Origin of the sequence: Dawidia cretensis (assembly GCF_018598175.1) — a bacterium.
GTDB classification, from domain to species: domain Bacteria; phylum Bacteroidota; class Bacteroidia; order Cytophagales; family Cyclobacteriaceae; genus Ohtaekwangia; species Ohtaekwangia cretensis.
This window is the reverse complement of sequence record NZ_JAHESE010000024.1, coordinates 1-21,147: the sequence shown is the minus strand read 5'-3', so window position 1 is coordinate 21,147 and position 21,147 is coordinate 1. Positions and strand designations below refer to the sequence as shown.

General features: G+C 53.3%; 20 protein-coding genes. 3 read left to right on the top strand and 17 right to left on the bottom strand.

What is annotated here, in order from left to right:
- Nucleotides 1–18: 18 nt before the first annotated feature.
- The 4 genes from KK062_RS20190 to KK062_RS20175 form a co-directional block, all read right to left on the bottom strand.
- Nucleotides 19–636, bottom strand: a complete 618-nt coding sequence (locus KK062_RS20190; protein WP_254086157.1) for a hypothetical protein — start codon at nt 634–636, stop codon at nt 19–21.
- 1 nt (nt 637) lies between these two features.
- Nucleotides 638–1,162 carry an RNA polymerase sigma factor gene (locus tag KK062_RS20185; protein WP_254086156.1) on the bottom strand — a complete coding sequence of 175 codons (525 nt, stop codon included), beginning with the start codon at nt 1,160–1,162 and terminating at the stop codon, nt 638–640.
- 98 nt (nt 1,163–1,260) lie between these two features.
- Entirely contained in the window at nt 1,261–1,812 is a 552-nt protein-coding gene (locus tag KK062_RS20180) for a cupin domain-containing protein (RefSeq protein ID WP_254086155.1), read from the bottom strand.
- 8 nt (nt 1,813–1,820) lie between these two features.
- The gene (locus KK062_RS20175) at nt 1,821–2,696 is read right to left on the bottom strand and encodes a c-type cytochrome (RefSeq protein ID WP_254086154.1); all 876 of its coding nucleotides are present in this window, start codon (nt 2,694–2,696) and stop codon (nt 1,821–1,823) included.
- A gap of 207 nt (nt 2,697–2,903) precedes the next feature.
- Here KK062_RS20175 and KK062_RS20170 point away from each other — a divergent pair, with 207 nt between their 5' ends.
- A complete protein-coding gene (locus KK062_RS20170) occupies nt 2,904–3,881 on the top strand; it encodes a helix-turn-helix transcriptional regulator (protein WP_254086153.1) in 978 nt (325 codons plus the stop codon).
- A gap of 3 nt (nt 3,882–3,884) precedes the next feature.
- Here KK062_RS20170 and paaC read toward each other — a convergent pair whose 3' ends face one another.
- The gene (gene paaC / locus KK062_RS20165) at nt 3,885–4,634 is read right to left on the bottom strand and encodes a 1,2-phenylacetyl-CoA epoxidase subunit PaaC (protein ID WP_254086152.1); all 750 of its coding nucleotides are present in this window, start codon (nt 4,632–4,634) and stop codon (nt 3,885–3,887) included.
- A gap of 12 nt (nt 4,635–4,646) precedes the next feature.
- Nucleotides 4,647–5,240 carry a phenylacetic acid degradation b gene (locus KK062_RS20160; protein WP_254086151.1) on the bottom strand — a complete coding sequence of 198 codons (594 nt, stop codon included), beginning with the start codon at nt 5,238–5,240 and terminating at the stop codon, nt 4,647–4,649.
- Between the two features lie 53 nt (nt 5,241–5,293).
- Between KK062_RS20160 and KK062_RS20155 the strand changes: the two genes are divergently transcribed.
- Nucleotides 5,294–5,539, top strand: coding sequence for a hypothetical protein (locus KK062_RS20155; protein ID WP_254086150.1), 246 nt, complete (start codon nt 5,294–5,296; stop codon nt 5,537–5,539).
- On the opposite strand, the gene paaA is transcribed toward KK062_RS20155, so the two are convergent.
- From paaA to KK062_RS20120, 7 genes are all read right to left on the bottom strand, one after another.
- Nucleotides 5,536–6,522, bottom strand: a complete 987-nt coding sequence (paaA, locus tag KK062_RS20150; RefSeq protein WP_254086149.1) for a 1,2-phenylacetyl-CoA epoxidase subunit PaaA — start codon at nt 6,520–6,522, stop codon at nt 5,536–5,538. The two genes, KK062_RS20155 and paaA, sit on opposite strands and share 4 nt — an antisense overlap.
- Before the next feature lie 68 nt (nt 6,523–6,590).
- Nucleotides 6,591–7,181 (bottom strand): TetR/AcrR family transcriptional regulator, encoded by a 591-nt coding sequence (locus KK062_RS20145; RefSeq protein WP_254086148.1) that lies wholly within the window; start codon nt 7,179–7,181, stop codon nt 6,591–6,593.
- Nucleotides 7,182–7,355: 174 nt separating this feature from the next.
- A complete protein-coding gene (locus KK062_RS20140; protein WP_254086147.1) occupies nt 7,356–8,408 on the bottom strand; it encodes a hypothetical protein in 1,053 nt (350 codons plus the stop codon).
- A gap of 7 nt (nt 8,409–8,415) precedes the next feature.
- Nucleotides 8,416–9,183 (bottom strand): hypothetical protein, encoded by a 768-nt coding sequence (locus tag KK062_RS20135; protein WP_254086146.1) that lies wholly within the window; start codon nt 9,181–9,183, stop codon nt 8,416–8,418.
- Nucleotides 9,167–9,754 carry an RNA polymerase sigma factor gene (locus KK062_RS20130; RefSeq protein ID WP_254086145.1) on the bottom strand — a complete coding sequence of 196 codons (588 nt, stop codon included), beginning with the start codon at nt 9,752–9,754 and terminating at the stop codon, nt 9,167–9,169. Before KK062_RS20130 ends, KK062_RS20135 begins: the two co-directional genes overlap by 17 nt.
- A 62-nt stretch (nt 9,755–9,816) precedes the next feature.
- Nucleotides 9,817–12,183, bottom strand: a complete 2,367-nt coding sequence (locus KK062_RS20125; RefSeq protein WP_254086144.1) for a PspC domain-containing protein — start codon at nt 12,181–12,183, stop codon at nt 9,817–9,819.
- On the bottom strand, nt 12,180–12,536 hold the full coding sequence (locus tag KK062_RS20120) for a PadR family transcriptional regulator (RefSeq protein ID WP_254086143.1): 357 nt from the start codon (nt 12,534–12,536) through the stop codon (nt 12,180–12,182). The genes KK062_RS20125 and KK062_RS20120 overlap by 4 nt, the downstream gene beginning before the upstream one ends.
- 359 nt (nt 12,537–12,895) lie before the next feature.
- Here KK062_RS20120 and porU2 point away from each other — a divergent pair, with 359 nt between their 5' ends.
- Nucleotides 12,896–17,809: a putative type IX secretion system sortase PorU2 gene (gene porU2, locus KK062_RS20115; RefSeq protein ID WP_254086142.1), complete on the top strand. Its 4,914-nt coding sequence runs from the start codon at nt 12,896–12,898 to the stop codon at nt 17,807–17,809.
- A 9-nt stretch (nt 17,810–17,818) separates the two neighbouring features.
- On the opposite strand, the gene KK062_RS20110 is transcribed toward porU2, so the two are convergent.
- The 4 genes from KK062_RS20110 to hemA all read right to left on the bottom strand — a co-directional run bounded on the left by KK062_RS20110 (nt 17,819) and on the right by hemA (nt 20,758).
- Complete coding sequence (locus KK062_RS20110) at nt 17,819–18,430, bottom strand: LemA family protein (protein WP_254086141.1); 612 nt, start codon at nt 18,428–18,430, stop codon at nt 17,819–17,821.
- Nucleotides 18,431–18,551: 121 nt separating this feature from the next.
- Nucleotides 18,552–19,028: a 1,2-phenylacetyl-CoA epoxidase subunit PaaD gene (paaD, locus tag KK062_RS20105; RefSeq protein WP_254086140.1), complete on the bottom strand. Its 477-nt coding sequence runs from the start codon at nt 19,026–19,028 to the stop codon at nt 18,552–18,554.
- A 12-nt stretch (nt 19,029–19,040) separates the two neighbouring features.
- Nucleotides 19,041–19,496 carry a DinB family protein gene (locus tag KK062_RS20100; RefSeq protein WP_254086139.1) on the bottom strand — a complete coding sequence of 152 codons (456 nt, stop codon included), beginning with the start codon at nt 19,494–19,496 and terminating at the stop codon, nt 19,041–19,043.
- Between the two features lie 2 nt (nt 19,497–19,498).
- Nucleotides 19,499–20,758: a glutamyl-tRNA reductase gene (gene hemA, locus KK062_RS20095; RefSeq protein WP_254086138.1), complete on the bottom strand. Its 1,260-nt coding sequence runs from the start codon at nt 20,756–20,758 to the stop codon at nt 19,499–19,501.
- Nucleotides 20,759–21,147: the final 389 nt, after the last annotated feature.

Below are 21,147 nucleotides of genomic sequence, written 5' to 3'. Positions count from 1 at the left end.
ACGGCAGCCCTGTCTTGCCTATTTCTCCTGCAGATCGTGGAGCAGGCCTTTTAGTTTTTCGAGGTGGTTGCCGTATAGTTTTTTGAGGTACCAGTTGGCCAGCCAGGTGCTGCAAAAGAAAAAGACGCCCGCCAGGATGGCCAGGTATACCAACGTGCGAGGTTGTACCAGCAGCTCAATGAATTTATCCATGCCGCGGTCCAGCGCGCCAAACAGCAATCCCAGGCCGAAGTAGATGGGGTAGAGTATCGTATAGCTGCTTTTATATACTTTGAGGTAGCTGGACAGGTTGTCGATCAGGCGTTCGAGTGTTTCGCGCAGGTTTTCGGTGGCCGGGTTGAACCGGTTCAGTATCGTGATCTTTTTGATATAGTAGATGGTGTACACCATAAAGACGGCCAGGATCGAAACCGACGTCCACTTCAGCGCACCGCTGGACAGCGTGAGCGCGTACGACAACAATACAATGCCGGTGGTCAGGGTAACGATCAGCTCGAACCACACGCTGCGTTTTAGCTTGTCGACAATGGAGCGGCTGTTGCCTCTGAGCATGCGCGCAATTTCCGCTTCGTCCTTGGGTTGGAAGGACGCGTCGTTGTGGCGCCATATACTTTTTAGTTCATCCAGTTCTTCCATGTTACGGGAGCATAAGTTTTCGGAGTTTTTCGCGGATTCGGTTCATGCGTACCCGCACGTTGTTTTGGGTGATGCCGATGGTTTCTGCGATCTCATCGTAGGGTATTTCTTCCAGGGCCATCATGATCATGGCGCGCTCGATCTCCGAGAGCTGCCGGATGGCCCATTGCAGCTTTTGAAAGTCTTCTTCACGGTCGTCGCCACTCCAGGCATCGGAGATGTTCATGTGTACCTCCTGCATGGTTTCAGTACGGGGCAAACGCGTTTGTTTGCGGAAGCCGGAGATGGCAGTGTTCAGGGCGATGCGATACATCCAGGTCGTGATCTTGGCTTCGCCGCGGAACGACGGGAACGACCGCCAGAGCTGCAACACAATTTCCTGAAACAGGTCATTGCGAACCTCAGGGTCGTGCTCATACATAAAACAGATCTTATGAATGAGCCCCTGGTGTTGGTTGATCAGGTCGATGAATTTTTTTTCGTCGTCGCTTGCCAAGGCTGTTCGGTCGTTGGGTAAAGATAGCACACCGGAGGCAAAAAAAAGAACCCGCTCCGGGGCCAGGCGTAGGGGCCCTTGGGAGCAGGTTCAGCCGCTGTAAAACACGTCAGATCAAAGCGGCTTACTCAGTCGAGGTGTTGTGTGTAAAAAGGGCGAAGGCCACGCAGGCGGGCGATACTGCCTACTATTTTAAATACTATCCACTGTAGGGCATAGGGTGGCTTTGTGAGCCGGAACTCACGCGAGAAATGCCCGAGCATCAATGCGGTCTGGGGCCATGAAGGCATGCCGGTGGCATTGGTCTTTCCGTCGCATGCCAGACCGGTGATGGTCTCCAGCATATACTCGGTTTGCATGGCCGGCAATACTTTCCAGTTGACAATTGTTTCGATGTTCCCCGCATTCCACATGGCGTGCGGCACGTTTGCAGAAATGTGCAGGCTGTCGCCGGTACGCAATACTTTTTCGATGCCGTGTACCCGCACCGTGAGCTCACCGGCCTGTATTTGAAAATACTCTTGCTGCCCGGGATGATAATGCGCAGGCGGCTCGTGTGAGCCCGGTGCATAGCTCGTTTCCATCTCCAGCAGGGTGCCGTTGGTATCGCGTCGCGTTTGCAAGAACGTTATGGTCTGCCCGGTCACCGGGTTGTGAATGGTTTTGCGCCGGAATGCCATCTGCGTTCTTACAGGCTGTTGAGGTACAGGTGCAGCGCTTTGAGCTCGAGGTCTGTGAACTCCTTCGCCATGGTCCACGGCATTTCTGCCGGGTTGAGCGTATGGCCTTCAGGTGTTGTACCGGTGCGCAGTGTAGCGATAAACTGGTCGTCGTTCCACTTACCCGGACGTCCGCTCGAGGAGATGTCCATCACGGGTGGAAAGCCCGGCGCGATTGGGTCCCCACCTTTCATATTTTCTCGGTGGCAGCCCTGGCAGGAAGTCGAGAGGTACTTGCCATACGCCAACGATACTTCTGCTTTTACTTCTTTTACCAGCGGGCGGTTGTGGTCGATCTTCTCGACCGGGAACAAGGAGAGTTTACCCAGATCGGTCAGCAGATAGCCGAGCGGCCCCAGGCTGCTGCCTTCGGGGAACTCACGGTCCACCGGCGCCACTTGCGCGCAGTAAGAAATAATGGCGCCCATGTCTTGCTCGGTGAGTAACGTAAATTCTTCCGAGGGCATAATGAGCAGCGGTTTGCCTTCGCGGTTTACACCATGTTTCAAGGCGCGGATCCAGTCCGTCTTTGTATAATCGGATAAACCGCCGTTGCCTTTGGTCAGGTTCGTGGCAACGATGTGGCCGAGTGCGGGGTCGTCTATAAAGACTTTGCCCCCCAGGTCGGCACCGTGGCACTCGGTGCAACCTTTGACTTTGGCCAGTCGTGCGCCGTGCGCCAGAATGGCGGAGTCGGTCGACATCGGTACTTGCTGCACGTCCATGGCGTAGTGCTTGTTACGGCGGCCTTCTACGCTGATATAGGCCTTTGTGAAAAAACCTGCGATGACAACAACGATGACGCCGAGGATAATGCCGGCAATCTTGATGATCTTGCGAAACATAGTGTCTGTATGTGTTTTTAGAATGGGTTGCAAGATATACGGAGCGAGGGGCTTGCTGTTGTACGGCAGCGGGAGCGATCCCTCCGCGAAACGGAATATCCTGGTTAAAACGCGTTTACGACGTTGCTATACCTGTTTTTGACACGCCTACATAATGATGGAGTTAGCCTAACCTTGCCGGTGATACTCCGTTATACGGAGGAACCTATGCTCACCGCACAACAGACCCTTTCGTATAACGATGTCCTTTCCTGCCTGCGCACGGCACCGGAGACCGATGAATTTGGTTTTACGCGCCGTGTCGCGAGCGACCATACATGGGGATGCTGGGAAGAACGCCTGCTGGTGGGCGATCATTATCGTTTGACCAACATTGAAGCAGACCTGACAAGCACCGTGGGTTTTCAATTTGAAGACGAGCACATGCTCCACAGCCTGAACGTCTGTGCCGCGCTGGACGGTAATATTGGACTACACCTGCCGGGTAGCGGTTTTTCTACAGGCCTGCAAACACGACGCCACCACGTCGTACATTCATGCGAGCCCGCCTATACCCTGACGATCCCCGGCAAGGTAAACGTGTTGCACCTCTCGATTGATCGCGCTTATTATACCGGCCTGCTCTGCGACCATGAGCGTTGGATGGCTCAGCTGAAAGAGCGGCTGTTAAACAAAGAACAGGTGGTACAGGGCGACGCCGAATTGAAACTGGAAATGTCGCAGGTGATCCAGCATATTTGTAACAACCCGCTGCGTGGCACTTTGGGAAAACTAATGATCGAAGCGAAGATCCTGGAGCTGGTGGCCTTGCAGCTGACACAATTTGCCGGCAGCGTTACGCCTAACACTCCGCGCACACCTACTTTGCGTGCCGCAGACCGTGATACGTTTTATGCGTTGCGCGACCATCTCGATATACACTTTGCCAGCGACCTGTCGCTACGCTCCCTTTCGCGTACGTTCGGACTGAATGAGTTTAAATTGAAGCGGGGCTTTAAAGAGTTATTTCAAACAACGGTCTTTGACCATATCCACATGCGCCGCATGGAGCATGCGCGGTACTTGCTGGCCGATCAGAAAATGTATGTACACCAGGTGGCCAACCTCGTGGGGTATAAAAATGCCAATCACTTCTCGACTGCTTTCAAACGCACGTTTGGCGTGAAGCCAACCAGTCTGGGCTGAGACCTACCACTCCGCCGCCGGATCAATGCGAAACACCTCTGACATCTCATCGAGCAGGGAGGTCAGGTGCTCGGTGTGCTGACCTTGCCTGCCGCCCAGGCGTGGTGTTATACTTCCCCAGGCGGGAAGCGATAGCTGCGTGGGGCGAAGTACTTCTTCCACTACTTCCTGCCAGCGTGTGTACAGCGCTTGCTCGCCGGCAAAGATCCGTTGATCGATAAGCTCATCTTCGTAAGGAGAAGGTTCAAAGATCCCCAGGGCATAGGGGATGGCAAATTCCAATGACTGTTGCAACCGTGTAATACTTTCTTCGGTGGCCGAGCCCAGCTGGCGGATCCACGTGTTGGCGTGGAGGGTGTGATACCGAAGCTCGCCGCGGATCTTTCGCGCTAAATCCGCCAGGGGGATGTGCGAAGACTGTATGAGCATCTCGAAGCGCAGCGCTTCCGCGGTATCAAATAAGAAGTGGCGAACGAGGCTGAAGTCATATTCACCGTTCGGCAACTCTACCAACTGGCAATTACGAAACAGCGAGGCCTCGCGCATGAAGGCCACCGTATCGGGTGGCGGCTCACCCAGCGTGTTCAGCATTTGATAGAGCGCATAGCTTTGGCCCACTTTGTCCTGGGCCATCGAGGAGAATGCAATGTCTTCTTCCAACAAAGGACCGAACCCGGTCCACTCTGAATTGCGGTGACCGATGATGAGCTGGTCGTCGGCGATCTTATACAAAAGCTCTTGCAGGGCAGTCATGGTGCGGATGGGTTAGCGCGAAGCGTCGAGAAAACGTTGTAGTTTCTCGCCGCCTTTATAGGCGGCGGCATCGCGGAATTTTTTATCGGGTAATGTTTGCCAGAAGTCTTGCTCTTCTGCCGTGGTGAAACGAATGGCGCGCCGGTCAATTGCCCAGAAGGCATAGGGCATGGTCGTGCATTGCTGATGCGCGAGGGCGAGTGCTTGTTGCGGCGACGCGGCGTCGATCGCACCGGTCTGCATGGATTGTTTGCCACGCCTGGTGAGTTGAAATATCTCGAAGGTTGATGGTGTTATTGCTTTGCTGGCAGCGTCATCGGTGGGGGGCGTTTGCTCGTCGGGTGCGAAGACATGGACGTCGTGCGTGTCGGCAACAAAGAGTGATGAACACGTGAAGCGGCGGGTAAAAGCTTCCTTGGCGAGCACGTAGGCCATTTCAAGGCCGGGTGCATGTACCGGGCCTTCATGGCGAAATGGTTTGCCGGGCGCCGGCTGCACAAAGACTTCAAAGGTGCCGAATTGATCCAACGGTTGCTTGGCTGGGTTGTCGGTTTGGGGAAGCCGACCGACGCGTGGGTCGAGTGATTTTATCGGATCTGATTTCATGGCGCTTTTCTGAAACTTTCAGTAACTTGAATACGTGTTTGTGAAACACAGCTATGAAATACCTGGACTTTCTTTGGGCGTTGGATATGATGTATCGGTATTATCCGAAATATCACTCGAATGAATTGCTGTTGCTGGCCGACGACATTCTGAAGTGGTTCAACAATGAGCTGCCCGAAGATAGTAGCACCCTGATATACCTCCAGAGCTGTTACAATTCTCCCTACGATGCACTGATGGCGGTGTGGAAAGAGATCCTCCTTCTCAGCGACACCTTTCTGCCCTTCCGACGAAATTAAGCCAGCGGCATGTTATATACCGCGCGCGGTGAGCGCAGTGCTTCGCGCACCCAGCGCCCGCGTGCTTCGGCTATTCGTCGTACATCCAGTCGCTCGCGATTGCAAGGACCATCGCCCTGAATCACGCGCTTAAATTCTTCCCAGTCCGGTTCGGTATAATCCCACACACCCGTCTCGGAGTTCTTGGCCAGCTTGGGGTCGGGGATGGTAAAACCCAGCTCGCGGATCTTGGGCACATACATGTCCAGGAATTGGTTGCGCATGGCGTCGTTGGTGGCCATTTTCACTTTCCACTTCATGAGAATGCGGGTATGATCGGAGATCTTGTCGGCCGGACCAAAGAAGTGCATCATAGGTGGCCACCAGCGATTCAGAGCCTCCTGGAACATGGCGCGCTGTTGTTGCGTGCCGGCGGCCAGGTAGATGACACAGTGGTGACCATATTTCAGGTGAAATGATTCCTCTGCACAGATGCGCTCCAGCGCCCGGCAGTAGGGACCGTAGCTGCCTTTGGCATTGGCCAACTGGTTTACAATGGCGCCTGCATCGACGAGCCACGAAATAAAGCACGCGTCGGCCCAGGTGTAGGCCGGGTAATTAAAGATGTTGGAATACTTGGACTTGCCGCTGATCAGGTCGGTAATCATCTCCTCGCGGGTCTTGCCGAGGGTTTCGGCGGCGCTGTATAATAACTGGGCGTGGCCCACTTCATCCTGAACTTTGGCCATGAGCGACAGCTTGCGCTTAAAGCCGGGCGCACGTGTGATCCAGGTGCCCTCGGGCAGGGCGCCGATGATCTCGCTGTGGGCATGTTGTTCGATCATGCGGATCAGCTGCCGGCGGTATAAGGCCGGCATCCAGTCTGCAGGTTCAATCTTTTCGCCGCGTTCAATACGAGCCTCAAAGACCTGCAACCGCACGGGATCTTCCGACGCCAGCGTGTCGGCACCGGCGCCATCAAAAGTGGTTCCCCCTCCGTACATAAAGCTGTAATTTCTTACTATTTACAACTTTAAAACGATTGCGGCAAACGGTTGTTAGTGGAAGACGGTTAGTTCTTTTTGAGACCGTTGATGAGCATGTCAGCCAGTTGATAGCCGAGTTGCGAAGGGTCGATGGCAGATCCCGGATCGTACCACATGGGCATCCAGTTCAACGACGAGAACAAGGTCATGACTGCCAGCTTTTTGTCGATAGAGTCTTTGAACTCGCCCGTTTGCACCCCTTGCTCGATAATGCTCTTGAAGCGATTAATGTAGTTGATACGCATCAGCAAGAAGTCGCGCAGGTACGGCTGGCTCAAGTGGCGGTGCTCGTTCATAAAGACAGCGGATGCCGTCAGGTCTTTGGCCATCACCTGAATGTGACCGATAATACCGTTGCGAAGCTTTTCGCTGGCAGATGCCTTTTGCTTTTCAACTTCGTCCAATGATTTCCTGAATTCGGATGCCATGTCGAAGCACAGGCTGCGCAGGATTTCTTCCTTTGATTTGATGTGTGAGTAGAGGCTGGCCGCTTCAATGCCCAGCAGTTGCGCGAGGTCGCGCATCGAGGCTGCGGCGTAGCCTTTATCTTTGAAAAGCTCGGCAGCTTTCCGAATCACTTGCTCTTTCCTGGATAAGTTTGTGGTAGCGTCACTCATGTGATGTCAAAGATATACAATATCAACTCTTAAAAGTAGGGATTTGCAGGGTTGCATAGAAAGAAACAACCGAAAAAATAGAATACGAGCAGGTAACGACTGTTAGTTAAAAATGCAACGCCCCGGCACAGGGTGTATGGCCGGGGCGTTTGTACACGTATGAGTATAAGGACCTCAAAAGATCACGCCGAAGCTGAACGCGTTCAAGTCAGGACCTTTACCATCGGTAAAGAGCTTATTGATGTCGTAGTTGAAGAACAGGTCTGTTGAATGAAAACCGAGCTGTAACCGCGCGCCATAGCGCAGGTTGTTGAGGTAAAAGTTATTGCGTTCTTTCTCCTTCTCACGATCGCCATCCACCGAGTACACCAGCTTGGAGTGGCTGCCGATGCGATAGCCAATATAGGGGCCGATACCGATGCGGAAGGCGCTGCCACCTTCCCATACACGTCTGCGTTGATCGTTGTCGTCGAAGTCAAACATGGGTATGAGCGACGCCATGACGTACGATGCGGATAGTTTACTTTTTTTGTAGTTGGCATCGGGTATATCTGCGGCTGTAAACGTCACGCCCTGATCCGTTTCCGTAATGAGTACGTCGTCGTCCTGGAATTTAAAGTTATACCAGCTCAGGCCAAGGGCCCATTCGAGAAAGAAGTTACGGGCCATACGCGATCGCTGCGTAGACCACACACCGACGTACCACGAACCCCATGGACGAACCGCATACTTTTCGTTGCTTGCGTCCGAGAAGCTTCCGTCAGCGATATAGTTGTTAATGCCTATATCGAAGTTTGTCGACTGCCAGGTGCGGCCCCAGCGGCGGCCGTGCACATCGATGTGAATGTCGACGTGCTCGTGCTCGCCGTCGTTGTAGGTTCCTCCGTCGCTATACGTGCCACCGTCGCGCGGATTGCCATGGTCGTCGTAGCGGCCGTCGCCTTTGCGTGTCCAATATACTTCTTCACTGTCGGTCGATTTCGTCGTATCGTTCCGTACCAGGGCGGAGGTGTCGTTGGCTTCGAGCTTGGTGAGGACATCGTGAAAGAGCTGATTGAAGTTATAGTGCTTCAGCTGTTGAATGTCGCTGCGGTCGCGGATGGTGAAGATCACGCGGCTGGTCCTGGCAAGCTCTACAATAATGGTGTCATTCTTTTGTTCGGGCTTCTGGGCCTGTGCTACCATAGAAAGCACGCAGGCCAGTATGCATAGGGCTGTTGTTTTCATACACTCGTTACTTGTTTTGTCCACGTTTATCATTCTTGAAATTCAGCGCCAGAATCTCATTCTTCTTCAGCCGCAGATCGCCGATCGGGTCCTGATTGGTTTTCAGGTCGCGTGCTTTCTGTAACAGCTTCTTAAACGTAGATGCATCTTTACCGTCTTCGGTTGCTTCGTCTAAACTATTTTTATCGAGGTATGCTTCTGTCTCACGTGCATTAAATACTAATGTCATGCTGCGCTCCGGTACTACAGCCGTATTGGCCGGTGTAGTGGCAGCAGGTGTTTTATCAACCATCGTTGCAGGTGTCTGTGCATCGGCCGTCAAGGGTACATCGGTTTGTGCGGGTATCCCTTTATCCGGTGCCGGTACAGATGCCGAAGCTTCCTCCGTGGGGTGCGTGGGTGTCACGATGCGCTTAGGTGTTGTTGCGGTATTAGCCGTATAGGTATTGCGTTGTGCAGGAACGGGGGCGGGAACTACCACGGGCGCTAGTGTCTTCGTAGAGGCCGTGTCAACCGCAGTCGGTATGGGTGTTTGTATATATGGTGTACGGCCCTGATCGGCCGTCGGGCCGGTGGTCGTGTCATGGTGCCAGTATAAATAGATTGCCGCGCCGGCTGCCAACGGCAACAGGATCGATGCGGCGATCTTCCAGGGAGCTATCCGCCGTACCGGGGGCTGCAGCCCCTGGCTGATACGGTCCCAGGCAGCCGGTGGTACCGGCCGCGAAAGACCGGACAGCTTATCGCGAAATAATTTGTCAGGTTGTTGATTCATGATTGCTGGCTTTTTGGTCAGACGGCCACGCGTGCTCCGTCAATCTCTTTTGCAAGTATACCCGTGCGCGGCTTAATTGTGACTTCGAGGTGTTCTCGGCAATGCCGAGCTGCTCGGCAATCTCTTTATGTGAATACCCATCCACCGCATACAGGTTAAATACGATGCGGTACCCCGTAGGCAGCTCGTGGATGAGGTTTAGCAGATCTTCGGTTTCGAGGTGGTCGGACAGATTGTGATAGTCGGGTTCGTGCGAGGCATGCTTCAGGTCGGTTTCCAGGTACATCGACCGGTTGCGACGCAGGTGGGTGAGGGCTTCGTTCACCACAATGCGGCGAATCCATCCTTCAAAGCTACCTTCTTGTTTGAATTGCCCGATTTTATCAAAAACCTTCATAAAAGCCGTTACCAGTACGTCTTCGGCCTCCATGGAGTCCTTGACGTACCGGTAGCAGAGCGCGTACATTTTCGGCGCAAAGGTTTCGTACAGGTGTTTTTGAGCGCTGGCATCACGCTTTAAACACCCCCGGATAAGCTCATCTTCTTTTGCGCGGTAGATCTTGAGTTCCATTTAAGTGGTACACAACGAAGATGCAACTTTACTGCCGGGGGTTGCACGGCATGTTTTATTTTTTATTCATCTTCTGTCACATTCGGATTTCCGCGGTATTCCACCTTACTGACAAAATCTTTATCTATTTGTAGGGTCTCGGTCACGTTTACCTTAGCGGACGATGCCCCGCTGACGTCCACGGAGGCATCTTTCGTCGTAAAGCGGTACGCTTCCAGCGACGACAGGCCGCTGAGGTCGGCATGCATGGTATCGCCGTTACCCTTCAGGTCCAGATCGCAGGCGCCGGAAAGTTCCAGCGTCAGGTCCAGTGCCTCCATTTCTCCATGGCCGCTGATCTTACCGCTGAACTCAATATTCAAGCGCTCTGAACGGAAACCGGTAAAGCGCACTTCGCCTTTGCCGCTGGCGCTCAGGCTTTCCAGGGCTGGGAGCGTCAGGCGGATTCTCACTTCTTTTAATAAGTCGTCCGCATGAAACTCGCCGTCGTTGTTGTAGTCGATTACTACTGTGCTGCCGTGATGCTCCACGCGGTACTTGGCCTTTTCACTTTCCGAGCCGTCAATTTCCAGCGCGTATTTATCGCCTCGGGTAATTTCCAGGTCGAACAAACCGTCGATCTCCACGTCTTTTATTTCGTCGCCGGACTCGGCATTCATTACATCGGCTGCGGGTGCTTCTACCGGCGCCGGGCAGCTCAGGCATGAGAGGCCGTCGGGCGTCATGCGCCAGGTTTGGTTATCAAGCGCTTCGGTTTCGATGAATTGTGTGATGAAACGTGCTACATCCTCTGTCATCGTGAACGGATAGTCGTATGGAATGAACAGGGTCATCTTGAGGCGCTGTGCACGGAAGATGGCATCGTCCTGAAAAGTGATATTCGAGTCGAATGTAAAGATCGAATCTTCCACCACCACGTTGTAGTCAACCATCTGTGCGTTTTCAATCGCCGCCTTGCGGCTGCTGCCCTGGGCCTCAAATTCCTGCACGAGCTTGATCTCTTTACCTTGATAGCCTTGCAATGACAACCAGATCTCGTCGTAATCATCCATGCCCGTCTCGTTCATACGGAACACCGCACGTTTCGCCGTGATGGGATACACCGTCTCCACACGGTGTGTGCCTTCTTCCTTGAAGTCAAAGATCAGCTTCGGTACACCCAGCGTCAGCGCGACAATGCTGACAAAGAACAATACGAACAAGGTCCAGCCCGCGGCGCCACCAAAGGTGATGCGTTTAGAGACGGCCGAGGCACCCAGCAAAATGATAAAGATGCAGGGAATGAAGCAGGCAACAAACCCGGCGATCACAATCCAACCTGGGAAGGCTCGCGTCATAGCTTCCACCGGCAGTGTAAAGTGCTCACTCGCAAATGTCGCGGTCGACAGGAAGCCAAACGTAATGCCGGCGGTGAGCAGTGTTGCGAAAGCCAGGGCGACGCCCAACAGGATGATAACGATGCCTACGGCTACACGCAACACTTCCACCAGCGGGCCAATTACTTTTGCCAATGCCAGCAACAGCATGGCCAGCAAGCGGAATGGCAACAGGAGTATCTTGGCCAAGGCGCTTTCTTCCTTATCAGGATCTTCCTTTAGATTTTTTTTTATGGTCGACTCAATGTTCGAGAGCGTTACCGGCTCCCCCTGCATCTGCATACGTTCCGTCAGGCTTTTCGCCTCGGGCACGGCAATCCACAAGACAATGTATACTACGAGCCCCAGGCCGCCGGTAATCGTGAACACAATAAAGAGAACACGAACAATCAGGATGTCAATACCCAGGTACGAAGCGATCCCACCCGATACGCCGGCCAGCACTTTGCTATCGGGATCGCGGAACATCTTTTTATCGATCTGCGGTTCTTCGAGTGTATAGGAGCCGGGCAGGATGATCCACAATACCAGATAGATCACCACGCTCAAACCATAGGCAAAGGTTACCACGGCAAACAACAACCGGATCCAGAGCGGGTCAATATTAAAGTAGTTTCCCAACCCGGTACAGACCCCTCCGAGGATCTTGCGGCGCTGATCGCGCATGAGCGGTCGCGGCGCGGAAGTCGCTTGCTGGCGGGTGCTGCTGTTGGTTCCCGTGGAGCTATCGTCTGTCGCAGGACCGGTCGACGCCGATGTATTTTTAGCCTGCGGGGCATCTTGTTCTTCGGCCGCTTTGAAGTCGCTCACGCTACCCATGGTGGTCATCAGGAACGCTACGTCTTCCGCCGTGATCACCTGTTTGCCCTCGTTTAGCTTCGAGAGAAAGATCTCGGCAATGCGCCCTTCGATATCGGCCATGATCTCGCTGCTGTCTTCGAACGAAGAGAAATACCGGGTGATGGAATCCAGGTATTTGCGCAGGGTATCGTACCCGTCTTCTTCGATGTGGAAAATGATGCCGCTGATGTTTATGCTGATGTTCTTTTTCATATGGTCTCGGGGCGTGAGATATTAGTAGATTTATTCGTGATGGTTTGCGTAGAGTGGACGAGCTCATCCCAGGTGTCTGTCAGCTTTTCCAGGAACTTGCTGCCGCGATCCGTCAGCGTATAATATTTACGCGGCGGCCCCGACTTCGACTCGATCCATTTGTACTCCAGTAGTCCGGCATTTTTGAGCCGGGTGAGGAGGGGATAAAGTGTTCCCTCTACAACAATGATCCGCGCGGCTGTGAGCTCATCGAGCATGTCTGACGCATACACTTCGCCGCGCGAAATGATGTGAAGGATGCAGTACTCCAGTATTCCTTTTCTCATTTGTACTTGCGTGTTTTCAAGGTTCATACATCCTGTTGTTTACTATGGTAGTATTAACGCAAGGGTACTATGTATGGCCAAGTACTTGTAGCAAAAACCTAAAAAAGCGTATTTTTGAGCAAATTTCGAATAAAATTTTTTTTGACATCCTTCGGGAAGCTTCACAATTCAATAAAAATTGTCCAAAAGCGTACAGGAATTCTGATAAAACCGTACAGAATTTCGGCCCCGGTAACATGTGTTTTGGCCATCGTAACGCTTTGCTTCAGCTTGCCTTCAGGCCTGTCTGGCGGGAGTACGGTGGGGTTAGTATTTTTTACTTACGTTTTGGCTTTGAAACGTATTCATTTTCGTTTCCGCCAGCGCATGGTTATTTTAGGGGTTGCATGAGAAAGAGTATTGCGGTATTGGGTGTGCTTTTGACTTTTATGCTCTCGGCATATGGTCAGATCGGCAACGAGTGGATCAATTTCAGTCGACCTTATTACCGGATTTTGGTCGGCAAAGACGGCATCTATCGCGTGGACTATACTGCCTTGCAGGCCGCCGGCATCCCCGTAGACGCTATCGACCCGCGCACACTACAACTTTTCCACCGCGGCACGGAGCAATCCCTGTACATCGCCGGCGAAACCGACGGCCGGCTCAATACGTCCGACTACGTCGAGTTTTACGGCCAACGCAACGATGGCAGGCTCGACGCCAGCTTGTATAAGCCAGCCACCCTGCAGCCTCACGCGTACTATAATATTTTCAGTGACACGTCCGCATACTTCCTGACCTACGGTACGTTGGTGGGCAAGCGCATGGCCCAACTCACCCCTGCCGATCCTGGACTGTCGCCCGACGATCATCATGTCGATGAAAAGCTGTTGGTGAATACCAACTTTTATTCGACGGGGACCAATTTCGACGTCGAGTTGCAGAACTCCTATTTTGACCAGGGGGAGGGCTGGACCGGCTCGCAAATAAACATGGGACAGTCGGCTGACTATACCCTGACGGGCATTCAAAACATGGCAATGGCCTCCGGGCAGCCGCAGCTCGAAGTATTGCTGGTCGGGCGAGGTATGATGGACCACCGGGCCGAGATCTACGCCGGTGGACGCTTGTTAACGACCGTGACCTTCTCGGCTTTTAATGCGTATAGGATAACAACAGAGATCGATTGGAATGATATCGTGTCGAACGCACTTACGGTGCGGGTGCGGGTTATCGGCGTCACCGCGTCAGACCGCCTGTGTGTATCGTATGTTCGACTGCGTTACCCACAGACTATAGACGCCGTCAATGCTACGGAGAAGATCTTCCGACTGGCAATCAAAAGCTCAGGTGTTTCCAATATAGAGATACAACGTGCTGTTGCCGGCACGCGGTTATTCGATATTACCGATCCGGATAATGTTAGGATCATCGGCACAACGACCGCGGGCACTACGGTAAAAGCCGCTGTGCCGGGTACGATCCAATCGCGTCAGCTGCTGGCGACGACGCTTACGTCTATGGCATCGCTGCGGGCGGTATCGTTTCGGGAGATCATACCGACTTCGAATAATTTTGTCATCATCAGCCATCCTTTGCTGCGCACACCGGCCGGTGGTTATGCCGACCCGGTAAAAGCCTATGGTGGCTATCGCGCGTCGCCGGAAGGCGGTGGCTACGATACGATCGTGGTCAACGTCGAGCAACTATACAACCAGTTCAACTATGGCGAGAAGTCGCCGCGGGCCATCTTTCAGTTTATGAAATACCTCTCGCAGCGCCACCTGCCCCGGTATCTGTTCCTCATCGGCAAGGGGTTGGATGCGAGCTACCGGTACAATCGAGGTCCCGCCCCCTTTGTGCTCTTTAGAGACCTGGTGCCTTCCTCCGGTATGCCGGGTTCCGACGCGTATTATACCGTGGGACTTGGCGGGACCACGCACAGCAACGCTGTTGCCACGGGGCGCCTGACGGCCATGAAGTCCGACGATGTCGCGGCGTATCTCAAAAAGGTGATCGAGACCGAAGCGCGTCCTTTCGATGACCTGACACGCAAACATCTTTTGCACCTCAGCGGGGGCATTGAAGAAGGTGAGCCGGCGCTCTTTCGCGCGTTCATGCAGGATTTTGCCAAGATCGCGGAGAAGCATTATCTCGGCGGGCGCGTATCCTCCATTGCCAAGCGTTCGGTCGATATCGAGCTGATCAACATTGCCAACGAAGTAAACAAAGGCCTGGGGCTGGTGACTTTTTTCGGGCACTCGTCGCCGAGCACACTCGACTTTGACATCGGTTTTGTGACGGATCCCATCATGGGCTATAACAACGCCGGTAAGTATCCCATGTTGCTCATGAACGGCTGTAACGCCGGTGCCTTCTTTCTATATTCAAAATTGTTTGGCGAAGACTGGGTCATGGCGCCCAACAAGGGAGCTACTGGTTTTATCGCGCACAGCTCGTATGGCTTTGTGTCGAACCTGCGGTTTTATACCCAGAAAATCTACGAGGTAGGCTTTGGCGACTCGACGTATATTCACAAAGGCATCGGCGACATCCAGCGCGAAGCCTGCCGCCGGTATATCGAGTATGCCGGTGATTATATAGCCAACACCACCCAGGTGCAGCAGATGGTATTACTGGGTGACCCGGCGGTGCCGCTGTTTGGCGCGCCGAAGCCCGATCTGGAGATCAACAACAATAACTTCTTCGTCTCGTCTTTCGACGGAGGTCCGGTCACGGCGCAGGCAGATTCTTTCGCCGTGCATATGATCGTGCGCAACTTTGGCCGTGCGCAGCAAGACACGATCCGAATTGAAGTAAAACGCTACCTGCAAGACAACTCCGTTGTTGTCTATGATTCCTTATACCCGTCTACGTTGTACAGCGACACCCTCACGTTGGTGGTGCGCAAGGGGCGTGAGTCAGGCGGTGGCAACAACCGCTTTGAAGTCACCATAGACCCGGAGAATGTGTTACCGGAGCTGAATGAAAACAACAACACCGCATCCATCGAATGGCTGATCCCGTTGAATGGAACGCACAATCTTTTTCCCGGCAACTTCTCTATTGTACACACTGCCGCTGTCGACCTGTCGTGGCAGGCAACGGACCTGCTCTCGGGCAAGCGATCCTTTGTTGTAGAAGTAGACACCGCCTACACGTTTAACAGCCCCTATAAAAAACAATTTACGATAGAAGGCACGGTGCTGGCGCGACAGGCCGTACCGATGCTGGCGGCCGACACGCTGGTGTATTATTGGCGCACAAAGCTGGCCGAGCCGCTGGCCGGCGAGAACGATGCGTGGACCACGACCTCCTTTACCTATATTAAAGACGGCCCGGAAGGATGGGCACAGGTGGATTTCCCCCAGTACCTGGAAAACGCGGCGGAAGGTCTCGTGCCGGATGCCGTAGCGCGCCAGCTGGGCTTCCGTAAAACGATCACGCCTTTTACCGTGCGGAACATGGGTGGCAATTACCCCGGCGGCACGGCACAAACCGTCAGTGTAAAGATCGGTGGCGCGGAGTATAATCTTTTTACACAAGGGTTTTATTGCCGGATGAATACACTCAACCTCATAGCGTTCGATCGGCGCTCTACCGTGCCGTACCTGGGTGTGCCCTTTACCTGGCGCAACCGTGCCGGTCGTGCATGTGGTCGTGAGCCCTGGGTGATCAACAGTTTTGTGTATTACGATATGGTCACCGATAATAACGGCGACCTGATCAGATACATCGACAATATTCCTATCGGCGATTCCGTGCTGTTATATACCATGGGCGATCCGTTATACCAGCTGTGGCCCGCGGCGGCGAAGGCCAAGCTCAGTGAGCTCGGTTTGTCGCTGGCACAAGTCGAGGCCTATCAGTTGGGAGAGCCGATGATCGCTGTAGGGCGCAAAGGCCTGGCGCCGGGTACGGCCAAAGTATACCGGGTGGCGGGATCCCCTGCCAATCAGCAAGCATTGGAAGTAAACGGTACCATGACCGGCGGCTATACGTCGGGCAATATGCAAACGGCGCTCATTGGCCCCGCCGTTGCCTGGAACTCCTTTGTGTTCGATCCTGCTGCGCTGGACGCCGCCGATGTCGCCGTGGCCGACATTCTGGGGGTGAAGGTCAATGGCGAAGCGGTATCGCTGTGGACTGACCTGACGGCCAACCAGGACCTCTCCGGCGTAGACGCCCGTGAATATCCGTATCTGCGCATTATATACCGCACGCGCGACGATTTCGACCTGACGCCCGTACAACTGCAACAATGGCTGGTGCTCTACACGCCGGCACCCGAGGGACTGTTGGTATACCACGGCGACGCCATTCCGCACGTAGTAAATGAAGGCGACGCCTGGCCCGGTTCGTATAGCTTTGTCAACATCAGCGACAAAGCCTTTGGTGACTCGCTCACGGTGCAATACGAGCTGTTTAACCAGGACCAGCGATTCTCACAAAAGGCGACGATGAAGATTGCCCCGCCCACGCCGGGTGACACCACACATTTTATCGTCAACATTCCCACGGCCAATCGCCAGGGCCTGAACGATGTCAACGTGTTTGTAAACCCGCGTATTCTGCCGGAGCAATATTACGAGAACAACCTGCTGGCGCTGCCCCGTTACCTCGACGTACAACAGGATCAATTTAACCCGGTGCTGGCCGTGACCATCGATGGCCGTTATGTCGAGAACGGCGACTTCGTCTCGGCCAATCCCCTGATCGCGGTACGGATATGGGACGAGAACCATACCATTCTAAAAACCAACACCGATGGCATTCGCATGTTCCTGACGTATCCGTGTAGCGACGAGCCTTGCACGCCGGTGCAAGTCACCCTGCAAAGCGATTCGGTCATGTGGCAGCCCGCCACGGCAACAACCGATTTCATGTTACAGCTAACACCCCGCACGCTGCCCGACGGTCATTACACCTTGCAGGTGGAGGCCACCGATGCACGCGGTAATAGCAGTGGGGCTGACCCTTATTTGCTGAGCTTTACCGTCACCAGCGACGAGGCTTTAACGGTTTCCGAACCTTATCCTAATCCATCCTATGGCGATGTATACTTTCGCGTGGTCCTGTCAGGGCAGACGTTGCCCGGCGATATTTCACTGGAGATCATCGACGTCAACGGCAAGCAGGTAGCGCTCTTTCCGCACGAAGCATTTACTGATTTTCACATCGGCGTCAATCGCCTACGGTGGGACGGTCGTGATCTGGCGGGCAATGTGTTGCCGGTAGGTGTTTACATTTACAGGTTACGGATTGCAACGGAAAAGACAGGCGTACGCCGGAATGGCAAAATCTTGTTGCGTCGTTAAGCCGGAAGATTATTCTTTTTCGTCGGCTACCATCTGAAAGAGGGGTTTCTTTTCGATGGTAGGCTGAATGTCTATTGCGCTAATGTCTTCGCGATTTTCTTCCAGGAATCTGTTGTAGGCGGCCACGATGGCGTCGTAGTCATCGCGATAAATGTATACGCGCTGGTCGGCCATGCGAATTTCGTCGGCCAGTTTTTGCAGCGTAGAATTATACTGAAATTGCGGTTGCGACTCGGCCGTGGTAATAAGCTCGGTGACGAGCGAGTTGGAGGCAAAGTCGTATTCTTCCACCACATCGGCGTTGGCCATGGTTTTTTGCGTATAGCGCAGGCGCAGCAACTGCTCCAGGCGCTGCTCGTAGCCTTCGAGTTGTTCGGGATCGGCCGATGCCGACACTGTCAGCTCGTGGAGCAGGTTGTGCATGGCCTTCACTTTCTGGTTGTCGTCGTGGATCATGATATTCCACGCCAGTAGCATACTATCCTGAAGCCCCAGGTAATAATCTGTCAGCGAATCCAACCGGGTGAAGGTGGTTTGCTGGCGCGGCGCGTTCCGGTCACCGCAATTCAGCAGTGTCAGCACGCAGCCGGTAATCATGATACCAGAAAAGAGAGATCTCATAACTCGTTATAGTGGGCTCAGGGTGAGATACGATGCAAAGAAAGAAAATGTTGTTGAGGATGAGCGCGTTTTGGTAGATAAGTATGATTTCGTGCGTTTTTGAACGATTCAGGCGCCTGATTTATAAGGTTTTAAACTGCTCAAATGCCTCTCTGCAATCGTAGCAGTAATGAATGGAGCGACAACGTGTGGCGCCGAACAAATTTCGCAGCTCGGTATTGCTACCCTGGCAGCGGGGGCAGGTAGCTTTTTCCAGTATATCGAGGTCGGTGACCAACCCCGGCACCGGCGGCGCCAGCCCAAACTCTTGTAATGCGCGTCTGCCTTTTTCGGTAATGCGATCGGACGACCACGGCGCATGATATTGTATCACAATGTGTACATTCTGTACGTTGTGGCGCGCCAGGGCTTCGGTAATTTCCTGCTGCATTAAATCGAGGGCGGGACAGCCCACAAACGTGGGCGTCATTTCGATTTGCACTTTCCCGTCGTGTATGGCGACGGACGTGATCACGCCCAGGTCCACCAGCGATAAGACGGGAATCTCAGGGTCTTTTACCTCCTCCAACCATTGGTATATTTCCGGGACGGTGGGCATCTGCATATCCTGTTATAACGCGCCGGGAAAGATCTGGTTCAAATGGTGTTTGAGATGGCGTATATAATCGCTCGCCAGCCATTCAAGAGTATGCAGGGCAGGTGTATTTCTGCCGGTATTACAGGTCAGTGCGTAGCGTGTTGGGGGCATGGTGCTGATGACGTGCGCAATGCGGTCGTTCAGCAACTTCCATAGCAGGATCAGCTCTTCTTGTGGAACTTGCTGGTAGCCCTGCAAGGCCACCCACTGGTCCTGATCGTATACAATATTGGGTGGAATGTTTTCGTATTGGGCACAAATAAAACGACGCAGGTTGTTGTGTGCCGAGTCACAAAGATGACCCAGTATTTCTTTTTTACTCCACTTCGTCGGGAGGGGTTTGTGCGTAAAGTCGTGTTCGGAAACCTCGCGGAGGTGATCCGCGAAGGCATGCACTAGCTGGAGCAGTTCTGTTGCTACAGCGTCCAAGGTTATTTCTTTTCGGTTACGCGTTCCAGGTTAAAGAGCTCGTGCAGCATTTCGGTCAGCGACTCGGCATCGCCACGTTTGCAGGCGGCCTTCAATTGAAGCACCGGATACTTCAGGATCTTCTGCATCAGCGAGCGGCTCATCTCTTCCAGTTTTTCGGCTTCTTCCGGCTTCGCATTTTTCATGTAGCGAACCAGTTCTTCCTGGCGGATTTTTTCGAGCGTGTTTTTCAGCTTTTGAATCGTCGGAGAGACGATCATTTCCTTGGACCAATCTTCAAACTCGGCAATGGTCTCGCGGATCATCTCGCGAATGCGCGGGATCGAAGCTTTCCGTTTTTCAACGGCTTCGTTTGTTTTTTCCTGAATGTCGTCCAGGTTGTATACAATCGCACCAGGTATTTCTTCGATCGAAGGCTCGATGCTGCGTGGCATGGAGAGGTCGATAAAGAATTTGTGCGAGAGAATTTTGATGTCTTTCAACAGCTCGCGGGTTACGAGCGGCTCGTTACCCGAGACAGAGCTTATGATCACGTCGGCCTTGGCCAGCTCCTCTTGCAGGAGATCGATCGGGCCCGCGCGGAAACCACACTTTTGCGCCAGCTTTTCAGCTTTATCCGTCGTGCGGTTCAGGATCATGACGTTTTGCAGGCGCGAGTTGACCAGGTTCAGGCAGAAGTCCTGACCGATCTCGCCCACGCCGAGGACCAGTACTTTGGGCTCGCGCAGGGACATCGTTACATCTTCGGCCAGCTCCTTGGCAGCATAGGAGATGGACGCGGCACCATCGCGGAAAGAAGTCTCCTGTACAACGCGCTTGTTCAGGAAGAAGATGGTGTGCATGAGGCGGTGCAGGAAAGGCCCCGCCATGTTTTCGTCGGCGCTCCACTGGTAGGCATTTTTCACCTGACCGGAGATTTGCAAGTCGCCTACCACCTGGGCATCCAGGCCGATGGCTACTTCAAACAGGTGGTTCACAGCATTCAATCCTTCCAGTTGGCCGAAGTGTTGCTCAAAACCAGCCTCTATTTGTTTGATGAGGGCAAGTCCTCTGAAAATTTCTGTGGAATAGTCCTTTTCGGACACGTAATAGATTTCTGTCCGGTTGCAGGTTGAAACCACCAGCACATCCGTCGTTACCGCGTACTCACGAATGAAATTCAAAAACTGTTTGACCCCTGCCTCATTCAACGAAACCTGCTCGCGCACGGCAACCGGAGCGGTTTTGTAGGTCAGTACTAGTGCTTTAAAATTCTGTGTCATTTTCGAAGTACAAAAGTAAAACCTGAATGAAGACCAAGCATGATAATTGTCACCCGTTAATTAATTTAGAATTTGTATAAATAGATTGAACTCTCATCAGATCAGTCTTTTACGGGGCCAGCATGCTTTCGGTTTTGACGTTGGCGGATTATATTTCCGTCAGGCATTCCCGTACACTTCCGGCGCCGGTCAGGCGGTGTTCACAAGACGGTATTTCTTGCGTCCGGGCTGCCTGCCAGTTAAATAACATTGTCGTTTAACCGTTAGTTGCCATGAAACATCTGAAACACAGCTTCCGTTCCGCTTTTGGTTTCTCCCGCGCACAGGCCAGTGGCTTTGTTCTGTTGGCAGCATTGATATTGGGGGTTGTGGTTTGGGGGGTGCGGTGT